Below are 16,503 nucleotides of genomic sequence, written 5' to 3' on the forward strand. Positions count from 1 at the left end.
GCGAGACAGCCAGCGCCATGCCGCCCGCCTTCCGCGGCCGTGCCGTCTTGCCTCCCCCACAAAAGGAAAGACGCCATGTCCAAGGCATTCGCATCGCAGGCCGACCTGGAAGCCAAGCAGATCACCTTCACCCAGCTGTCCGAGAACGCATGGGCCTATACCGCCGAGGGCGATCCCAACTCCGGCGTGGTCATCGGCGATGACGGCGTGCTGATCGTCGACACCACGGCCACGCCGGCGATGGCGCAAGACCTGATCGCGCGCATCCGCACCATCACCGACAAGCCGATCAAGTACGTAGTGCTGTCGCACTACCACGCCGTGCGCGTGCTCGGCGCCTCGGCCTACTTTGCCGAGGGGGCGCAGCAGATCATCGCCAGCCGCGGCACCTACGAGATGATCGTCGAGCGCGGCGAGGCCGACATGAAGTCGGAGATCGAACGCTTCCCGCGCCTGTTCGCCGGCGTGGAGACAGTGCCCGGCCTGACCTGGCCGACGCTGGTGTTCGACAAGGAGATCACGCTGTTCCTGGGCCAGCTGGAAGTGCGCATCGCCCACCTGGGCTCGGGCCACACCAAGGGCGATACCGTGGTCTGGCTGCCGCAGCAGAAGGTCCTGTTCTCCGGCGACCTGGTCGAATACGACGCCGCCTGCTACTGCGGCGACGCGCAGCTGGCCGAATGGCCCGCCACGCTGGATGCCCTGCAAGCGCTGAACCCCGAGAAGCTGGTGCCGGGTCGCGGCCCCGCGCTGACCACGCCCGATGACGTGAAGAAGGGCATCGCCTACACCAAGGACTTCGTCACCACGCTGTACCAGGCTGGCCAGGAAGCGGTGGCGGAAAAGCTCGACCTGAAGGCCGCGATGGCGCACACGCGCCGCGCCATGGACCCCAAGTTCGGCCACGTCTTTATCTACGAGCACTGCCTGCCCTTCGATGTCTCGCGCGCCTACGACGAGGCCAGCGGCTTGCGCCATCCGCGCATCTGGACCTCCCAGCGCGACCAGGACATGTGGGCCGCGCTGCAGGACTGACGCCGGACCGCCAACAAGCCATCGCGCATCAGAGCAACCAGAGTGGAGGGAGACACAAGCATGAGCAGCATCGACTACCAGCGGCTGTCGTTCGCATACCAGCCCTGCGCGGATCAGCAGCGCGCCGGGCAATCCGCTGACGCCGCGCCCGCGGCAGTGCATCCGGTGGTCGTGGTCGGGGCCGGCCCGGTCGGGCTGGCCACCGCCATCGACCTGGCGCAACGCGGCGTGCGCGTGGTGCTGGTGGATGATGACTGCACCCTGTCCACCGGTTCGCGCGCGATCTGTTTTTCCAAGCGCACGCTGGATATCTTCGACCGCCTGGGCTGCGCCGAGCGCATGGTCGACAAGGGCGTGCGCTGGCATGTCGGCCGGGTGTTCCTGCGCGACCAGCAGGTCTACAGCTTCGACCTGCTGCCCGAAAGCGGCCACCGCCGCCCCGCGTTCATCAACCTGCAGCAGTATTACCTCGAAGGCTTCCTGCTGGAGCGCGCGCAGGCGCTGCCCAATATCGAGATCCGCTGGCACAACAAGGTGGTCGGGGTGGACACCCGCGGCAGCGCCAACGCCGGCGTGGTGTTGACCGTCGAGACGCCCGATGGCTGCTACCCGCTGGCCGCGCGCTATGTGGTGGCTGCCGACGGCTCGCGCAGCCCGATGCGCAAGCTGCTGGGCCTGGACAGCAAGGGCCGCACCTTCCGCGACCGCTTCCTGATTGCCGACGTCAGGATGGAGGCGGATTTCCCGGCCGAGCGCTGGTTCTGGTTCGACCCGCCCTTCCACCCCAACCAGTCGGTGCTGCTGCATCGCCAGCCGGACAATGTCTGGCGCATCGACTTCCAGCTGGGCTGGGACGCCGACCCGGTGCTGGAGAAAACCCCTGAACGCGTGATCCCGCGGGTGCAGGCGCTACTGGGCAAGGACGTCAAGTTCGAGCTGGAATGGGTCAGCGTTTATACCTTCTCTTGCCAGCGCATGGACAGCTTCCGCCACGGCAATATCCTGTTCGCCGGCGATGCCGCGCACGGCGTTTCGCCGTTTGGCGCGCGCGGCGCCAACAGCGGCGTCCAGGACGCCGAGAACCTGGCGTGGAAGCTGGCTTACGTGCTGCAGGGCCATGCCAGCGACCGGCTGCTGGACACCTACGCCAGCGAGCGCGAATTCGCCGCCGACGAGAACATCCGCAACTCCAGCCGCTCGACCGACTTCATCACGCCCAAGAGCGCCGCCAGCCGCGTGTTCCGCGACGCGGTGCTGGCGCTGTCGCGGCGCCATGCGTTCGCGCGCGCCCTGGTGAACAGCGGCAGGCTGTCGGTGCCGGCGGTGCTGCATGGCTCGCCGCTGAACACCGATGATGCCGCGCCGGATGCTGCCGGCAAGCTGGTGCCCGGCGCGGTCTGCTGCGATGCGCCGGTGTCCGGCGTCGACGGCGCGGGCTGGCTGCTGTCTTACCTGGGCGGGGATTTCACGGTGCTGGTGTTCGCCAATCCCGAGGCGATCGATCCCGGCACGCTGGCCGACCTTGCCGCACTGAAGCAAGCCGGCGCGCCGCTGCAGCTGGTCTACGTCACCGACGCCGCGCAGCCGCCAATGACCTGCACCCACGCCACCGTGCTGCGCGACGACGAAGGCCTGGCGGCCGCGCGCTACGGCGCCGCGCCCGGCACCTGCTACCTGGTCCGTCCGGACCAGCATGTGTGCGCGCGCTGGCACCGTCCCGACCCCGCCGCGATCCGCGCCGCGCTGGCACGCGCCACCGGCGCCGACCTGCGCGCGCCGCAGCCGGGCCGCATCGCCGCCTGATCGCCTGCCCAGACCCACGGAGATTGCCATGCCCCATCTGCTCAACACCCAACCCAACCTGGCGCGGCCCGACGACTTCTATGAAGCGCTGATCGAGATGCACCGCGACCTCGACGAGACCCAGAGCCAGGCCGCCAACGCGCAACTGATCCTGCTGCTGGCCAACCATATCGGCGACCACGACGTGCTGCTGGCGGCAATGGCCGAAGCGCGCGAGGGCGTTGTCGCCAGCCCCGACACGACGCCGACCTGATCGGATAGCCCGGCGCACGCGCGGACGGGTCCGCGCGTGCGCCACGCAACTTTCTTCTGACATCCCGGGCCAACGCGCACCAGACGCGGCCCGTTGGCGGCATCCGCCCGGCTGCCTGCCGCCGCAGCCACCACCGCACGGAGACAACATCGATGAGCCATCCGGTCTCAGGGGAGCTTTCGTCCCTATCCAGCCTGGCGCCTCCCGCCCCGGCCCCCGCAACCCTGGCCGCGCGCGACGAGGACGCGCTCTACCACAAGGTCTGGCTGCGCATCATTCCCTTCCTCTTCGTCTGCTACGTGGTGTCGTTCCTGGACCGCATCAACATCGGCTTCGCGCAACTGCAGATGAAGCATGACCTGGGCTTCAGCGACGCCATGTACGGCCTCGGCGCCGCCGTGTTCTACGTCGGCTACGTGCTGTGCGAAGTGCCCAGCAACATGCTGCTGGCGCGCTTTGGCGCACGCCGCACCTTCACCCGCATCATGGTGCTGTGGGGCGCGGCATCGGTGGCGATGATGGCCGTGTCGACACCCGCGCAGTTCTACGCGCTGCGCTTCCTGCTGGGCGTATTCGAGGCGGGCTTCTTCCCCGGCATCGTGCTCTACCTGACCTACTGGTTCCCCGCGCGCCGGCGCGCCGCGGTGATGGCGATCTTCTTCGCCGGGGTGGCGGTGGCAGGGGTGCTGGGCGGGCTGGTGTCCGGCTGGATCATGCGCGACATGGCGGGCGTGCTGGGCCTGCAGGGATGGAAGTGGATGTTCGCGATCGAAGGCGCGCCGGCGGTGCTGCTGGGCCTGGCGGCCGCGCGCGTGCTGGTCGACGGCCCGCAGCAGGCCAGCTGGCTGAGCGAGCACGAACGCGCCTACCTGTTGCGCGACACCGCCGCGCAGGCCCATGCCGGCGGCCATTCGATGCACGCGCTGCGCCAGGTGTTGCGCAACCCGCGCGTGTACGTATTCGCCTTCATCTATTTTTCGCTGACCTGCGGCTCGCTGGCGCTCAGCTTCTGGATGCCTCTGATGATCCGCGATTTCGGCGTGACCGACGTGATATCGGTCAGCCTGTATTCGGTGGTGCCGAATGCGGTCGGCGCGGTCGGCCTGGTCGTGATCGCGCGGCACTCGGACCGCACCGGCGAGCGCCATCGCCATTTCCTGCTGTGCACGGCGGGCGGCGCGCTGGCGCTGGCGGCGCTGACGCTGCCGCTGCCGGGGCTGGCTGCAATGCTGGCAATCCTGTCGGTGGCGGCGGTGCTGATCTTTGCCGCGCTGCCGGTGTTCTGGGCGCTGCCGCCGGGCTACCTGCCCGGCGCCGGCAGCGCCGCCGGAATCGCCTTCATCAGCAGCATCGGCATCACCAGCGGCATCGTCAGCCCGTGGGTGATCGGGCAGATCAAGACCCGCACGGGCAGCCTCGACCATGCCCTCTACCTGCTGGCGGCACTGCTGCTGGCTAGCGGCCTGGCCATGTGGCTGGGCGTGCCGAAACCGCCCGCGCGGCCGGCGTGAAAACGGCCTCGGGGAAGCGCAATACCGGATAGTCCGCACCCGCCGGGTGCGGCGTTCAGTGAGATCGGCCGCAGGGAATCACGGAGGCGATCTCCTCCCGCATCACCTCGACCACATCGTCGATTTCCAGCCCTTCGGCCGTAACCAGCACGTCCTGGCCGCGGCCGATCGCGTAGACCACGCCGCGCCAGCGGCCGGGCTCCACGGCCTCGCACAGGCGGATATTGAATTCGGTGTCCTGGTCCTGGCTATACACCGTCACCAGGTCGCCCACCTGGGGAGTGCGCACCGCTTCTCCGTCGAACGCCCGGGCCACCACGGTCACCGGCGACTGCGTCAGCCCCCTGGCAAATCTTGCACGCATGGTCCGCTCCTCTGATTGCGATCCAAGTCCAGCTTACAAGAGGCCGCATAAATAACCAGGGATTTCCACCGGAAAGTGGAACCAGAAGCGCTTCGCGCCTGTCAGACGCCGCCGGATAGACAGCGCGCGCGGATGGACCACAATAGAAAGACCGATATCCGAGGAGACCCGACATGGGCAGCAACATACACGTCGTTCCGCACGACGAGGGCTGGGACGTCATCCACGAGGGCGCACGCTACGCCGAATCGCACCACGCCACCCAGGAAGAGGCGGTCGCCGCCGGCACCACGCAGGCGCAGCGCGAGCACGTTGAATTGCTGATCCATGGCCGCGACGGCCAGATCCGCTCGCGCAACAGCTTTGGCCACGATCCCCGCGCCATTCACGGGTGATCCGCGGCGGTTGCCGTAACGTCGAGGTGCCGGCACGCTGAGCGCGCCTGCGCGACCATGCCACAACACCGCGCCGACCCACACGCCGTGGCCGCGATCGCGGCCGCGACCGTGCCGTGGCCGGCGGTCGACCAGGCGGCCGCGAGCCCTCTCACCGGCCCCTTTGCCCACGCTGCCGCAGCGCTGGCCGATCGGCTCGCCGGCCACCGCCTGGTGCTGCTGGGCGAGAGCACGCACGGCACCGCCGAGTTCTATCACGCCCGCGCCGCGCTGAGCGCGCACCTGGTGGCGCGGCACGGCTTCAGCATCATCGCGGTGGAAGCGGACTGGCCCGACGCCGCGGCGGTGGACCGCCACGTGCGCGGCCGCCAGGCGCAGCCTGCCGAATCGCCTGCCGCGGCCTTTACGCGCTTCCCGGTCTGGATGTGGCGCAACCTGGAGGTGGCGCGCTTTATCCGCTGGCTGCACGCGCACAATGCCGCGCAAGCGCCCCCCCGGCGCGCCGGCTTCTTCGGCCTCGATATCTACAGCCTGGCCGCCTCGATGGCGGCGGTGCTGGCTTACCTGGAAGGCGTCGATCCCCGCGCCGCGCAGGCCGCGCGCGAACGCTACGCATGCCTGGAGCCCTGGCGGCGCGACCCGGCACGCTATGGCCGCGCCGTGCTGCACGGCACCCATGCGGATTGCGAGGACGCGGTGGTCGAACAGCTGCAGGCCTTGCTCGACAAACGCCTGGCCTATGCGCGCGCGGGGCATGAAGACTTCCTCGATGCCGCGCAGAATGCGCGCCTGGTCGCCTCGGCAGAACGCTACTACCGCGTCATGTACCACGGCAGCGACGACAGCTGGAACCTGCGCGACACGCATATGTTCGAGACCCTGGCGCAACTGCTGCACGCCCAGGGGCCGGAATCGCGCGCCGTGGTCTGGGCGCACAACTCGCATATCGGGGATGCCGCGCACACCGAGATGGGCATCAGCCAGGGCCAGCTGAATATCGGCCAGCTATGCCGCGAAGCCTTCGGCGACGCCGCCGTACTGGTCGGCTTCAGCACCTACGACGGCACCGTGGCGGCGGCAACTTCCTGGGACGGGCCGATGGAAATCAAGCAGGTCAGGCCGGCACGGCCGGACAGCTACGAGCACCTGTTCCACGCGGCCGGCCATGCGCAGGGCTGGACTGATTTGCGTGGTGATGGCAGTGACGGCAGCGCCGTGCAGGCCGAACTGCGCGAGCTGCTGATGCCGGCGCGGCAGGAACGCTTCATCGGCGTGATCTACCGTCCGGACACTGAGCTGCAGAGCCACTACGCGCACGCCATCCTGCCGCGCCAGTTCGACGTGCTGGCGTGGTTCGACCGCACCAGCGCGGTGCCGGCGTTGCCGGCACCGCCTGCGCCGGGCGCGGCAGAGACCTGGCCATCCGGTCTCTGAGACGCTTGCCCGGCCCCGGCTGCTGGCGTAGGTTACTTGCGGGTCTTCGGCGCCTTGGGCTCCGAAGCCGGATAGTCATACCGTTGCTGCGATTGCGGCCCCTCGTTGACGGCGGGGCTGGCCGGGGTGGCGGGCGTGGCCGGCGTGGCGCGGGTGCCGGGGCCGCCCGGGGTGGCGGGCGTGGCCGGCGTAGCGGGCGTAGCACGGCGTGTGTCGCCCTGGCCCGGCATGACATCGGAGGCCGACGTGCCCGGCGCGCGCGTGTCGGCGCCAGGGCGCGTGGTGGTGGTCTGGGCCCAAACTGGAACGCTGAGCAGCGCGGCCAGCGCAAAGATCGCAGTGTGTCTCATGACAGTCTCCTTCCTCGTGAACGGCCAGCGGCGTGTGGCAGCGGCCGGAACTGGCTCCGTTGCGAATCCCATGCCAGCGCGCCAGTTCAGCCCCCGGTGCGGTCAGGCGCGACCTCGATGTGATTGATGACGTCACGCACGCCGGCACTCGCGCGCACGCAGGCCTCGACCGCGTCGCGGTCGGCGGCGCTGCCGATCGCGCCGCGAAGCGTGACGCGGCCTTGCGCCACGTCCAGCGCAATCTCGCTGAGGTCGAGTCCGGTCTCCCACAGGCGCGCGCACAGCGATGCCTGCAAGGCCGTGTCCGCCGCGCCCGCGGCGTTGCCGCGCGGATTGTCCGTCTTCAGCGAATCGGGCATGGGCAAAGTTTCCGCGCGACGGCCTCAATACATGCGCATGCCGTGGCCGGGGTGGGCCTCCGACCCGGCCGGCCGTGCCACGCGCAAGTGGTTGACGAGGTCCCTGACGCCGAAGACCTCATCGGCAATATCCTCGATGCGGTACTTCTGGTGCCGCCCCGGGACGCTGCCCTCCAGCGTGACCACGCCCTGCTCGACCCGCACCTCGACCTCGTTCAGGTCCAGCCGGCCACTGCGCGTCAGCTGCTCGCACAGGTCTTCCAGGATCCGTTCATCGCTGCGCTGGTAGTTGCGCGGCCCGACCGGCCGCCGGTGCTCCGTGCCACCGCGGTAGAGGTCCATGCGCTCGTTGTAGCCGGTGAACTGGCGGTAGGGATCGGTCATGTCCCGCGGTCGCGCGGTCTGGGTATCATGCGGCCGCCATGCTCCGGCATCGCGGCCGGGGCCAAACTCGCCGGGGTCCACCGGCTGGTCATAGTCATAGACGCCATAGGCACCCACGTAGTGGCTGCGCATATCGGCCTCGGGCACGGCACTCTCGTGCCATGGGCGGTCGCGCCAGTTGTCTCTGCGATCCATCGTTGCCTCCGTTGGTCCCGCCGCAACGGCCAGCGGGCTTGCTGTCACCGGTTGCGCTATTTCTGCCGCGGCGGCACCAGGTCCCGGTCGGGCTGGCGCAGTTCGCCCCGGCGCAGTTGCGCCACCGCGCAGGCCAGTGCGCGCGCCACGTTGTCGACTTCGTCCTGCACGCCGGTGTCGTGGTCCAGCGCGACGTGGCTGGTGGCATACGGCTCGTAGTAGCCGATATACCGGTCCAGCCGCGCCTGGGCGCCGGCATCGACCAGTCCCATCCAGTCCAGCCAGTCCGACAGCGCGCGGCGCACGCCTTCGATGCCGGCGACGTCGCCATGCACCACCAGTCCGTAGGCGCGCCCGGACAGGTGCTTGGGATAGTCCCAGCCCGACAGCTCGATCGCCTTGGCGCGCACCACGTCCTTGCCATGCGTGGTGGTGGGGTCCGGGTTGCCGCCGTCGGCGCACACCAGCCGGTCCATCATCAGCTTGAGCGGGCTGCTGGCCTGGTACCAGTACACCGGCGTGACGATCAGCACGCCGTGGCAGGCCGCCCAGCGCGGGTAGATCTCGTTCATCCAGTCATTGACCTGGCCCAGCGCATGATTGGGGTAGCAGCTGCACGGCCAGTGGCACAAGGGCATCGCGGTCGATACGCACCCCTTGCACGGATGGATGTGCAGGTGCGCGTCGGAGGTGAGGCGGCTCAGGTCGAGCAGGTCGACCTCGACGCCCTGCGCTTCCAGCCGTTCGCGCGCGCGCCCCGCCAGGCGCCAGGATTTCGACATCTCGCCCGGGCACGTGTAGTCATTGCGCGAGCCGGCGCAGACCAGCAGCACGCGCGAGCGGGTGGCGGGATCGGTCTGGCGCTGCTGGGCCACGCGCACCGCCTCGCTGGCGGCGCGCCATTCGTCGGAGAGGTCGTAATCCGGGTCGGCATAGCCCGCGCCCGCCTTGTGCGTAAGCGGTGCCTTGCGGCCTTCCTGGTAGGCCTGCCACGCAATGCCCTCGAGGCGATCCAGGGCTTCGTCCTCCTGACGGTAGGCGGCATCGGTAAAACGGGCCAGGAAGCGCTGGCGAAAGACCCCGCGCGGCAGCGCACTGGTTACCTGGCCCTTGCGCACGTCCTCGGGGTCGCCAGCGTGGCGCGGCGCGCGCGGCGCATCGCGCGAGGGCCGGTCGGGGGGCGTGCGCGGCTTTGGCGGCTGATCAGGCATGGCGGTCTCCGTACAGGTCATTGCGCGCAGACATGCAAGATGAGCGCCACCGCCGCGCCACGTGTGCGCTGCGCGCGGCGCGCAGCTTTTACAGGCGCGGGCCGCCGCTGCATGTACATTTTTCCCCGCATTTCAATCCGCCGGTGCCGATCCCGGTCGCGTGCATTCCTGCAGCACAGCTGGGTGTGGCAGCGACGGTGCTGGCACGAAACCTGCCGCCTTGCCGGGAAATCGACTGCGGATACCGCAATGGAGAGCATGCAAGTGATTGCCGAGGCGATGCGCGGAGTGCTGGGCGACGGCGACGACCTGGCCTGGTGGCAGGCCGGCGTACGCGCCGCCCTCGTTTTCGCCGGCACCTGGGCCCTGCTGAGGCTGGCCGGCAGGCGTGCCTTCGCGCAGAAGACCTCGTTCGACCTGTGCATCGTGCTGTTGCTGGGCGCGGTGCTTTCGCGTGCGGTGGTCGGGGCGACGTCATTCTCGGTGGCCTTTGCCGCGGCGCTGGTGCTGGTGCTGCTGCACCGGGCCGTCGGCTGGCTGTCGAGCCGCTCTCCCGCATTCGACCGGGCCACCGCTGGCGACGCGCTGGACCTGATGCGCGCGGGTGAGCTGGACCGCGAGCGCATCCGCGGCGCGATGCTCACCGAGGAAGACCTCAAGGCGAATCTGCGCGCGACGCTGCAGACCGACAGCTTCGATGATCTCAGGCGGGTGGTGCTGGAGCGCGATGGCAAGGTCACGTTCGTTCGCGCGCAGCGGGCGGAACCCGCGTCCGCGCCGCCACGCACGGCCACCGGTTCGGTCCCACGCGGCAACGGCGTGCCGGCGCGGGCATCGGGAGCGCGGCGATGAGCCATGGCAGCGCTGGCGGCAGCGACAACCTCGGCATCGCACGCTACCTGCTGCGCCATGGGCTGCGCGTGGTCACGGCGGAATCCTGCACCGCGGGCCTGATCGCCTCGCGTATCGCCGAGGTGCCCGGCTGCGGCGACGTGTTGCGCTGCGCGATCGTGGCCTACTCGCCGTCAGCCAAGGAGCAACTGCTGCACGTCCCGCGCGAGACTATCCGGCGCCATGGCCTGACCAGCGAGGCGGTGTCGCTGGCGATGGCGCGCGGGGCCATGCAACTGACCGGCGCGGACCTCGCGATCGCCAACACCGGGGTTGCCGATGGCGGCGGCGACGGCGATATCCCCGCCGGCACGCAATGCTTTGCCTGGGTGTTCCGCCGCCACGGCCATGCCGCGCACGACGTCGTGTCGCACGCGGCGGGAATTGCGGCCTTTACCGAAACACGCCGCTTTGCCGGCGCGCGCAATGCCGTGCGTGAAGCCGCCGCCGACTGGGCCCTGGCCCGAATCTGCCATTACCACGAATTGGCGCGCAGCGGGCAAGGCCGTGACGCGCGCGCATGAATCGCCGGCGCGCCGAAACGGCACGCTGGCAACCCCGAGGGCCCTGGGCCCGACCGACGTAGTCTTGCAATGGAGACCATCATGAAACGCACTCTCGCTACCACGGCACTGGTCGTCGGCACCGCGCTCTGCCTGCCGGCCTTTGCCCAACAAGCACCCGCTTCACCGAACGCGCCGAACCCCAGCGTGCCGCCGATCGAAGGCGCCCCGGCCACGCGCAACCAGCCGGCCGCCACCGACATGGGCGCCGCTTCCGGCCCGGGTGCCAAGGACACCATGAAGAAGTCCAAGTCCAAATCGGACAAGACATCGAACACCGCCCGCAGCAAGAAGCCACGCGAGCAAGGCGCGCCGCCCGCACCGACCGCCGACGCGCCAAGCGGGCCCAAGGGCGATTCGCCGAATCCGGCGCCGAAGCAGTAAGCGCCCCGAAGCGTCTTTACCTGCCACTTAACCCGCCGCGCCCGCAGCCGGATGGGATGATCCGGTCGCCGGGCGCCGCGGGAACTCAGCCGCCGCCGCGCATGGCCCGCGTCGCCTGCGCCAGCAAGGCCTCGCGTTCGCGCCGGCGCCAGCGTACGCAGCGCCATAGCTCCTCCAGGTAGGGCAAACCCGCCAGCAGCACCACGGCCACCAGCAGGCCCGCCAGATAAACCGGCGGCAGCGGCTCCGCCTTCAACGCCAGCGCCAAGCGCGCCGGCTCGGTGCCGCGTCCGAACAAGGCCAGGAACTGGTCCCAGTGCAACACCACCACATATGACGCCGCGGCCAGAGGCAGCACTTCGAGCAAACTGTGCATGTGCTGCTCGACGGGGGCGATGTGGCGGCGCGTGCTGGCGTAATGCACGTCCCACCATGCGGTGACCTCATGCACCACCAGCGCCGCCAGCACCACCGCGATCACCAGCGCGTTGACCTCCAGGAACAGCACCAGTAGCAGCGGCAGGCCCACTTCGGCCAGCATCAGCATGTGCAGCAGAGACTCGGCGACGCCGGCGTTGCGTTCGATCTGCGTGGCCCGGTGGCACAGCCAGTCGCCCAGGCCCGCCAGCAGCCACAGCGGCACCAGCCCGTACATCAGTACGAGCCGGGCAGCATGTTCGAAGGCATGGAGGTCGGCCGGCATGGCAGTACTGTGGCCCGATGCAGGCCGGGCTAGGGCCGCGCCTGCGGCGCGCGGTACTGCTGCCGCAGCACCCGGAACAGTTCGTGGTTCACCTGCACGCCGCGATACTGGCGCCGCACCACGGCGCGCACGCGCGAGCCCAGCACATGCGTGCGCAGCGCCCGCGCATAGCGCCGCTGCACGGCGTGCTCGCGCTTGCTGATGGCCTGCACGATGGAACGGTCGGAACTGTGCTTGCCGATGCCGCCCGCCGCGGAGGCCGCACAAGCGGCCGGCGCGGGCAATGCTTGCGGCACCTCGCCCAGGTCGAGCAGGCACGCCTGCAGCTCATGCGCGGCCTGTGCGAACGCATTGGCGCGGCTGGTCAGCACGGACTTGAGGTGGGGGTTCGCCGCCGCCGTGGCGGCGCGGCGGCAGCCCAGCTCGCCCTCGCGCGAGGCTGCGAGCAGCGCGTTGAGCAACACGATTTTTTTCTTCGCCATGGCACACCTGCCCTGGTCCGCAGGCGGACCGTGAAGTCAGCGATCGGAGCCGGCGGCTGCCGGCGGCTGCGCGTTGGCGCCGGGCATGCGGCGCATGCCGGACTGGTCCAAGGATAACGGCTCGGCCCGCGTGGCGCCAGTTGCGCCCGTTGCAGGGAAGGCGCGCCGCGCGGCGGCCTGCCACGCCTTGCGCGCCTCGCGCATGCCGCGCAGGTTCATGGCGATCAGGGCCAGCTGCAGCGCGATCAGCGCATAGGCGTCGCCGTGCCAGCCCCACGCAATCCACAGCACGTTGCTGGCGAGGAACACCCAGAAGCCGGCGCGCCGCCGCGCGATCGATCGCGAACCGACCAGCCAGGTCGCCAGTACCGTCACCACCATTGCCGGCCATTGCGCCGCCTCTAGCCATTGATCCATGGGCCCCCTTTTGATGGCTTGCCACCGTGCCGGCAATGGGCACGCACAGGCGCAGAGGGGCAAGAAACATACCGGGAACGCACCGGGCCTGCACCGGGCGCGTGGCCCTGCGCGATATTTCCATCGGCACGGCAGCCACCAGTAGTTTTTACAAGCTGCGGCACAACCGGCACATGCGCTGTCGCGCCGCACGGCCTTGCAGGGCCTCGCCGAACTGCCCCGTGCTGGCGCGCAGGCGCGCTGGCACGCACTTCGCATGGCAGTGCCATCCCGGCGGCTGGCCGCAAGGCGCCGCTCCGGGTTTTTTGTTGCTCCGCCGGAGCGAAACACCGGGAGGACATGTGCGGATCTGCCAGATCGACCTGACCGGAACGCCCGAAGCCGATCAGCACGCGCTGCAGCGCGTGGCGGCGCTGGGGTTCGACCACGTATTGATCGGCGGCTGGCCGCACCTGCCTGGGGACGACACGCTCGCTGCGTGCGCCCGGCATGGACTGGCCCCCCTGCTCGACATTTCACTGGACCGCTATATGGCGGATGGCGCCGCGGGGACCGACGACCTCCCCGATGCCGCCTGGATCGACACCGCGGCGCCCGCCTTCGCGCCGCACGAGACCGACAACCACATCCCCGGCACGCGCCTGCGCTGGCATGACCGGCAGATTGCCGAAGCGCTGGTGCAATGGTGGGCGGCGCGGCTGCGCATGGCCTGGGCCGCGGGCGCGGCGGGCTTCTGCTGCCGCGCGCCGGCCCGCGTGCCCGGCCAGTGCTGGGCCACGCTGCTGGCCACCTTGCGCGGCGATGCGGTACCGGAAACGGCGCGGGGCACGCCACGCTTTCTCGCCTGGACCCCGGGGCTGACGCCGGCACAGCTGGACGAACTGGCGCCCGCCGGCTTCGACGGCGCCTTTTGCTCGCTGCCATGGTGGGACTACCGCAGCGCCTGGCTGACCGAGGAAATGGCGCGGCTGCGCCGCCTGGGCCGGGTGCTGGCGGCGCCGGCCTTGGCGCCCGCCCGCCATGACGCGCTCAGCGCGCGGCGCGCGCTGTGGACTGCCGCGGCGATCGGTGACGGCATTTTGGTGCCGGCGGGATTCGAGACCGGCGGCGCGCAGGCACGCGACCCGCTGGCCCCGGACGGCCACGTGCATGACGGCGTGCCCTACGACATTACGCATGAAGTGCTCGAGGCCAACACCTGGCTGGCCGCGCGCGACCCCGCGCCGGCCCTGGCGGTGCGTTTGCTGAGCGGGCCCGACGCGCCGCTCACGGTACTGGCGCGCCTGCCCGCACCCAACGGGCACTGCAGCAGTGCCGATGCCACGCCGCGCCGGGATGATCCGGCGGTGCCGGATGGCGGCCCGGCGCTGGCGGTGGTGCTCAACCCCGATCCGATGGAACCGGCCAGCCTGGGCGCCGACCGCGTGCTCAGTGCCATGCCGCATGCCAGTGCGCGCCTGGAACCCGCAGTGGGAGGTCCCGGCGGCACGATCGACGGCACCAGTCGGCTCGATGCGCTCTCCAGCATCACGCTGGCGCCGGCGGACATCCGCCTTTACGAAGTGCCGCCGGTGCCGCTGAGCCGGCCCGGCATGCCGCGGCCCGACGCGACTGCGCCGCATGGCCACGAAACGCTGGCGGTCACGGGCCTGGGCAGCGTGGTGGCCGCCATCGAGGCACCGCGCATCGCCATCGAACGGGTCGAGCCCGCCTGCGACGCCGGCCGCTTCGCCGTGCGCCGCGTGGTGGGCGAACGCGTTACCGTCAGCGCCGATATCTGGATGGATGGCCACGACAAACTGGCCGCCGCGGTCTTGTGGCGCGCGCCGGGCGAGAGCGACTGGCATGAAGCGCCGATGCAGCCCGGCATCAACGACCGCTGGGAAGGCAGCTTCCCGCTGGTGGCGCTGGGCCGGCATGAATTCACCGTCGAGGCCTGGCGCGACACCTTCGCCAGCTGGCTCGACGAGATCGGCAAGAAGCGCGCGGCGGGACTCAACGTTGCGCTGGAAACCGAGGAAGGTGCGCGGCTGGTGGCGGACGCGCTGCTGCCGGCAGGGAACGGAAAAAAGGGCAACGGCAGGAAGAACGGCAAGAAGGCCAACCAGGGAGCCACGGACAGCGAGCTCGCCGCCATCGTCGACGAACTGACCGCGGCCGCCGGCGACGACGAACGCCGCCTGCAACTGCTGCTGTCCGAACGCACCGCCGTGGCGATGCGCGCCGTGATGAAGACCGCGGCCGGCAGGCCGTTCGCCTCGCGCCATCCGGTGGCAATGCCGGTCGAGGCGGATCGGCTGGCCGCGCGTTTCGCCAGCTGGTATGAGCTCTTTCCGCGCTCGCAAAGCAACGATGCGCAGCGCCATGGCACCTTCGACGACGTCATCGCGCGGTTGCCCGCGATCCGCGCGATGGGCTTCGACGTGCTGTATTTCCCGCCGATCCACCCGATCGGCCGCATCCATCGCAAGGGCCGCAACAACAGCCTGCGCAGCGAGCCCGGCGACCCCGGCAGCCCTTACGCGATCGGCGGCGCGGAAGGCGGCCATGATGCCTTGCATCCCGAGCTTGGCACCTTCGAGGATTTCAGCCGGCTGATCGACGCCGCCGCCGCCAACGGCCTGGAGCTGGCGCTGGACTTCGCGATCCAGTGCTCGCCCGACCATCCGTGGCTGAAGGACCACCCGGAGTGGTTCGCGCACCGGCCCGACGGCTCGCTGCGCTATGCCGAGAATCCGCCGAAGAAGTACGAGGACATCGTCAACGTCGATTTCTACGCCGCGCCGCCGGCCGGTGCCGCGCTGTGGCAGGCGCTGCGCGACGTGGTGATGTTCTGGGCCGACCACGGCATCCGCATCTTCCGCGTCGACAACCCGCACACCAAGCCGCTGCCGTTCTGGGAATGGATGATCGCCGACGTGCGCACGCGCCACCCGGACACTATCTTCCTGGCCGAGGCCTTTACCCGGCCCAAGATGATGGCGCGGCTCGCCAAGCTGGGCTTCAGCCAGTCGTATACCTACTTCACCTGGCGCAACACCAAGTGGGAGCTGACCGAGTACCTGACCGAACTGACGCAGAGCCCGCTGCGCGACTTTTTCCGGCCGCACTTCTTCGTCAACACGCCGGACATCAATCCCTATTTCCTGCATCACGGCGGCCGCCCGGCGTTCCTGATCCGCGCCGCGCTGGCAACGCTGCTGTCCGGCCTGTGGGGCATGTACAGCGGCTTCGAGCTGTGCGAGAGCGCGCCGTTCGTACTCGACGGCAAGGTGCGCGAGGAATTCCTGGACTCCGAGAAATACCAGCTGCGGGTGCGCGACTGGCAGCAGCCGGGCAATATCGTCGCCGAGATCTCGCGGCTCAACGAGATCCGCGCCGGCCACCCCGCGCTGCAGAACCACCTGGGGCTGCGCTTCTACCAGGCCGGCAGCGACGCGGTGCTGTGGTTCGCGCGCTTCGTGCCGGGGACCGATTACCTGTTCGGCGACGACGTGCTGCTGGCGGCGATCAATCTTGACCCGCGCACCGCGCACGACGCCGACATTGAAATCCCGCTGTGGGAATGGGGCCTGCCCGACCAGGCCGGCCTGACGGTGCACGACCTGATGCGCGGCCAGCGCTTCACGCTGCGCGGCAAGCACCAGCGCATCCGCCTCGACCCGGCGCAGCTGCCGTTCGCGGTCTGGCATGTGCAGCCGCTGGAACGTCCCGCCCCCCGCCCACCTGCTGCGCCGGTCTCGACCGACCCGCACGGCGCCTGACAGGC

General features: G+C 69.9%; 18 protein-coding genes. 10 read left to right on the forward strand and 8 right to left on the reverse strand.

Annotated features, from left to right (window positions below; translation table 11 throughout):
• Positions 1 to 75: 75 nt before the first annotated feature.
• From E5S69_RS03525 to E5S69_RS03540, 4 genes are all read left to right on the forward strand, one after another.
• The gene (locus tag E5S69_RS03525) at positions 76 to 1,035 is read left to right on the forward strand and encodes an MBL fold metallo-hydrolase (RefSeq protein WP_171513608.1); all 960 of its coding nucleotides are present in this window, start codon (positions 76 to 78) and stop codon (positions 1,033 to 1,035) included.
• 60 nt (positions 1,036 to 1,095) lie between these two features.
• Positions 1,096 to 2,838: an FAD-dependent oxidoreductase gene (locus tag E5S69_RS03530; protein ID WP_171513609.1), complete on the forward strand. Its 1,743-nt coding sequence runs from the start codon at positions 1,096 to 1,098 to the stop codon at positions 2,836 to 2,838.
• Positions 2,839 to 2,866: 28 nt separating this feature from the next.
• Positions 2,867 to 3,091, forward strand: coding sequence for a DUF2783 domain-containing protein (locus tag E5S69_RS03535; RefSeq protein WP_171513610.1), 225 nt, complete (start codon positions 2,867 to 2,869; stop codon positions 3,089 to 3,091).
• A 152-nt stretch (positions 3,092 to 3,243) separates the two neighbouring features.
• Complete coding sequence (locus E5S69_RS03540; protein WP_171513611.1) at positions 3,244 to 4,602, forward strand: MFS transporter; 1,359 nt, start codon at positions 3,244 to 3,246, stop codon at positions 4,600 to 4,602.
• 55 nt (positions 4,603 to 4,657) lie between these two features.
• Here E5S69_RS03540 and E5S69_RS03545 read toward each other — a convergent pair whose 3' ends face one another.
• Positions 4,658 to 4,966: a hypothetical protein gene (locus tag E5S69_RS03545; RefSeq protein ID WP_010814535.1), complete on the reverse strand. Its 309-nt coding sequence runs from the start codon at positions 4,964 to 4,966 to the stop codon at positions 4,658 to 4,660.
• A gap of 173 nt (positions 4,967 to 5,139) precedes the next feature.
• Here E5S69_RS03545 and E5S69_RS03550 point away from each other — a divergent pair, with 173 nt between their 5' ends.
• Positions 5,140 to 5,361, forward strand: coding sequence for a DUF2188 domain-containing protein (locus E5S69_RS03550; RefSeq protein WP_116358764.1), 222 nt, complete (start codon positions 5,140 to 5,142; stop codon positions 5,359 to 5,361).
• A 57-nt stretch (positions 5,362 to 5,418) separates the two neighbouring features.
• On the forward strand, positions 5,419 to 6,795 hold the full coding sequence (locus E5S69_RS03555) for an erythromycin esterase family protein (RefSeq protein WP_171513612.1): 1,377 nt from the start codon (positions 5,419 to 5,421) through the stop codon (positions 6,793 to 6,795).
• Between the two features lie 32 nt (positions 6,796 to 6,827).
• On the opposite strand, the gene E5S69_RS03560 is transcribed toward E5S69_RS03555, so the two are convergent.
• The 4 genes from E5S69_RS03560 to E5S69_RS03575 form a co-directional block, all read right to left on the reverse strand.
• Positions 6,828 to 7,145 (reverse strand): hypothetical protein, encoded by a 318-nt coding sequence (locus E5S69_RS03560; RefSeq protein WP_171513613.1) that lies wholly within the window; start codon positions 7,143 to 7,145, stop codon positions 6,828 to 6,830.
• 86 nt (positions 7,146 to 7,231) lie between these two features.
• On the reverse strand, positions 7,232 to 7,504 hold the full coding sequence (locus E5S69_RS03565; RefSeq protein ID WP_171513614.1) for a BON domain-containing protein: 273 nt from the start codon (positions 7,502 to 7,504) through the stop codon (positions 7,232 to 7,234).
• 24 nt (positions 7,505 to 7,528) lie between these two features.
• Positions 7,529 to 8,083 (reverse strand): BON domain-containing protein, encoded by a 555-nt coding sequence (locus E5S69_RS03570; protein WP_171513615.1) that lies wholly within the window; start codon positions 8,081 to 8,083, stop codon positions 7,529 to 7,531.
• 56 nt (positions 8,084 to 8,139) lie between these two features.
• Positions 8,140 to 9,294 carry a flavodoxin family protein gene (locus E5S69_RS03575; protein WP_171513616.1) on the reverse strand — a complete coding sequence of 385 codons (1,155 nt, stop codon included), beginning with the start codon at positions 9,292 to 9,294 and terminating at the stop codon, positions 8,140 to 8,142.
• A gap of 258 nt (positions 9,295 to 9,552) precedes the next feature.
• Here E5S69_RS03575 and E5S69_RS03580 point away from each other — a divergent pair, with 258 nt between their 5' ends.
• The 3 genes from E5S69_RS03580 (at position 9,553) to E5S69_RS03590 (ending at position 11,132) form a co-directional block, all read left to right on the forward strand.
• A complete protein-coding gene (locus E5S69_RS03580) occupies positions 9,553 to 10,146 on the forward strand; it encodes a DUF421 domain-containing protein (protein ID WP_236901187.1) in 594 nt (197 codons plus the stop codon).
• Positions 10,143 to 10,709 carry a CinA family protein gene (locus E5S69_RS03585; protein ID WP_171513618.1) on the forward strand — a complete coding sequence of 189 codons (567 nt, stop codon included), beginning with the start codon at positions 10,143 to 10,145 and terminating at the stop codon, positions 10,707 to 10,709. Before E5S69_RS03580 ends, E5S69_RS03585 begins: the two co-directional genes overlap by 4 nt.
• A gap of 81 nt (positions 10,710 to 10,790) precedes the next feature.
• On the forward strand, positions 10,791 to 11,132 hold the full coding sequence (locus tag E5S69_RS03590) for a hypothetical protein (protein WP_171513619.1): 342 nt from the start codon (positions 10,791 to 10,793) through the stop codon (positions 11,130 to 11,132).
• Between the two features lie 85 nt (positions 11,133 to 11,217).
• Here the strand turns inward: E5S69_RS03590 and E5S69_RS03595 are convergent, their stop codons facing one another.
• Genes E5S69_RS03595 through E5S69_RS03605 form a run of 3 tightly spaced genes read right to left on the reverse strand, consistent with a single transcriptional unit; the run spans position 11,218 to position 12,734 of the window.
• Entirely contained in the window at positions 11,218 to 11,835 is a 618-nt protein-coding gene (locus tag E5S69_RS03595; protein ID WP_171513620.1) for a diguanylate cyclase, read from the reverse strand.
• A gap of 29 nt (positions 11,836 to 11,864) precedes the next feature.
• Positions 11,865 to 12,317 carry a PA2169 family four-helix-bundle protein gene (locus tag E5S69_RS03600; protein WP_171513621.1) on the reverse strand — a complete coding sequence of 151 codons (453 nt, stop codon included), beginning with the start codon at positions 12,315 to 12,317 and terminating at the stop codon, positions 11,865 to 11,867.
• Between the two features lie 36 nt (positions 12,318 to 12,353).
• Positions 12,354 to 12,734, reverse strand: coding sequence for a hypothetical protein (locus E5S69_RS03605; RefSeq protein WP_171513622.1), 381 nt, complete (start codon positions 12,732 to 12,734; stop codon positions 12,354 to 12,356).
• A gap of 341 nt (positions 12,735 to 13,075) precedes the next feature.
• Between E5S69_RS03605 and E5S69_RS03610 the strand changes: the two genes are divergently transcribed.
• A complete protein-coding gene (locus E5S69_RS03610) occupies positions 13,076 to 16,498 on the forward strand; it encodes a maltotransferase domain-containing protein (protein ID WP_171513623.1) in 3,423 nt (1,140 codons plus the stop codon).
• Positions 16,499 to 16,503: the final 5 nt, after the last annotated feature.

It is taken from the genome of Cupriavidus necator, from assembly GCF_013141915.1.
GTDB lineage: Bacteria > Pseudomonadota > Gammaproteobacteria > Burkholderiales > Burkholderiaceae > Cupriavidus > Cupriavidus necator_B.

Excerpts from the sequence above, each read along its gene's own strand:
- E5S69_RS03565 (WP_171513614.1), bottom strand. The coding sequence starts at position 7,504 with ATGCCCGATTCGCTGAAGACGGACAATCCGCGCGGCAACGCCGCGGGC.
- E5S69_RS03580 (WP_236901187.1), top strand. The coding sequence starts at position 9,553 with ATGCAAGTGATTGCCGAGGCGATGCGCGGAGTGCTGGGCGACGGCGAC.
- E5S69_RS03590 (WP_171513619.1), top strand. The coding sequence starts at position 10,791 with ATGAAACGCACTCTCGCTACCACGGCACTGGTCGTCGGCACCGCGCTC.
- E5S69_RS03530 (WP_171513609.1), top strand. The coding sequence starts at position 1,096 with ATGAGCAGCATCGACTACCAGCGGCTGTCGTTCGCATACCAGCCCTGC.
- E5S69_RS03555 (WP_171513612.1), top strand. The coding sequence starts at position 5,419 with ATGCCACAACACCGCGCCGACCCACACGCCGTGGCCGCGATCGCGGCC.
- E5S69_RS03560 (WP_171513613.1), bottom strand. The coding sequence starts at position 7,145 with ATGAGACACACTGCGATCTTTGCGCTGGCCGCGCTGCTCAGCGTTCCA.
- E5S69_RS03570 (WP_171513615.1), bottom strand. The coding sequence starts at position 8,083 with ATGGATCGCAGAGACAACTGGCGCGACCGCCCATGGCACGAGAGTGCC.
- E5S69_RS03595 (WP_171513620.1), bottom strand. The coding sequence starts at position 11,835 with ATGCCGGCCGACCTCCATGCCTTCGAACATGCTGCCCGGCTCGTACTG.
- E5S69_RS03605 (WP_171513622.1), bottom strand. The coding sequence starts at position 12,734 with ATGGATCAATGGCTAGAGGCGGCGCAATGGCCGGCAATGGTGGTGACG.
- E5S69_RS03535 (WP_171513610.1), top strand. The coding sequence starts at position 2,867 with ATGCCCCATCTGCTCAACACCCAACCCAACCTGGCGCGGCCCGACGAC.
- E5S69_RS03575 (WP_171513616.1), bottom strand. The coding sequence starts at position 9,294 with ATGCCTGATCAGCCGCCAAAGCCGCGCACGCCCCCCGACCGGCCCTCG.
- E5S69_RS03525 (WP_171513608.1), top strand. The coding sequence starts at position 76 with ATGTCCAAGGCATTCGCATCGCAGGCCGACCTGGAAGCCAAGCAGATC.
- E5S69_RS03550 (WP_116358764.1), top strand. The coding sequence starts at position 5,140 with ATGGGCAGCAACATACACGTCGTTCCGCACGACGAGGGCTGGGACGTC.
- E5S69_RS03545 (WP_010814535.1), bottom strand. The coding sequence starts at position 4,966 with ATGCGTGCAAGATTTGCCAGGGGGCTGACGCAGTCGCCGGTGACCGTG.
- E5S69_RS03585 (WP_171513618.1), top strand. The coding sequence starts at position 10,143 with ATGAGCCATGGCAGCGCTGGCGGCAGCGACAACCTCGGCATCGCACGC.
- E5S69_RS03600 (WP_171513621.1), bottom strand. The coding sequence starts at position 12,317 with ATGGCGAAGAAAAAAATCGTGTTGCTCAACGCGCTGCTCGCAGCCTCG.
- E5S69_RS03540 (WP_171513611.1), top strand. The coding sequence starts at position 3,244 with ATGAGCCATCCGGTCTCAGGGGAGCTTTCGTCCCTATCCAGCCTGGCG.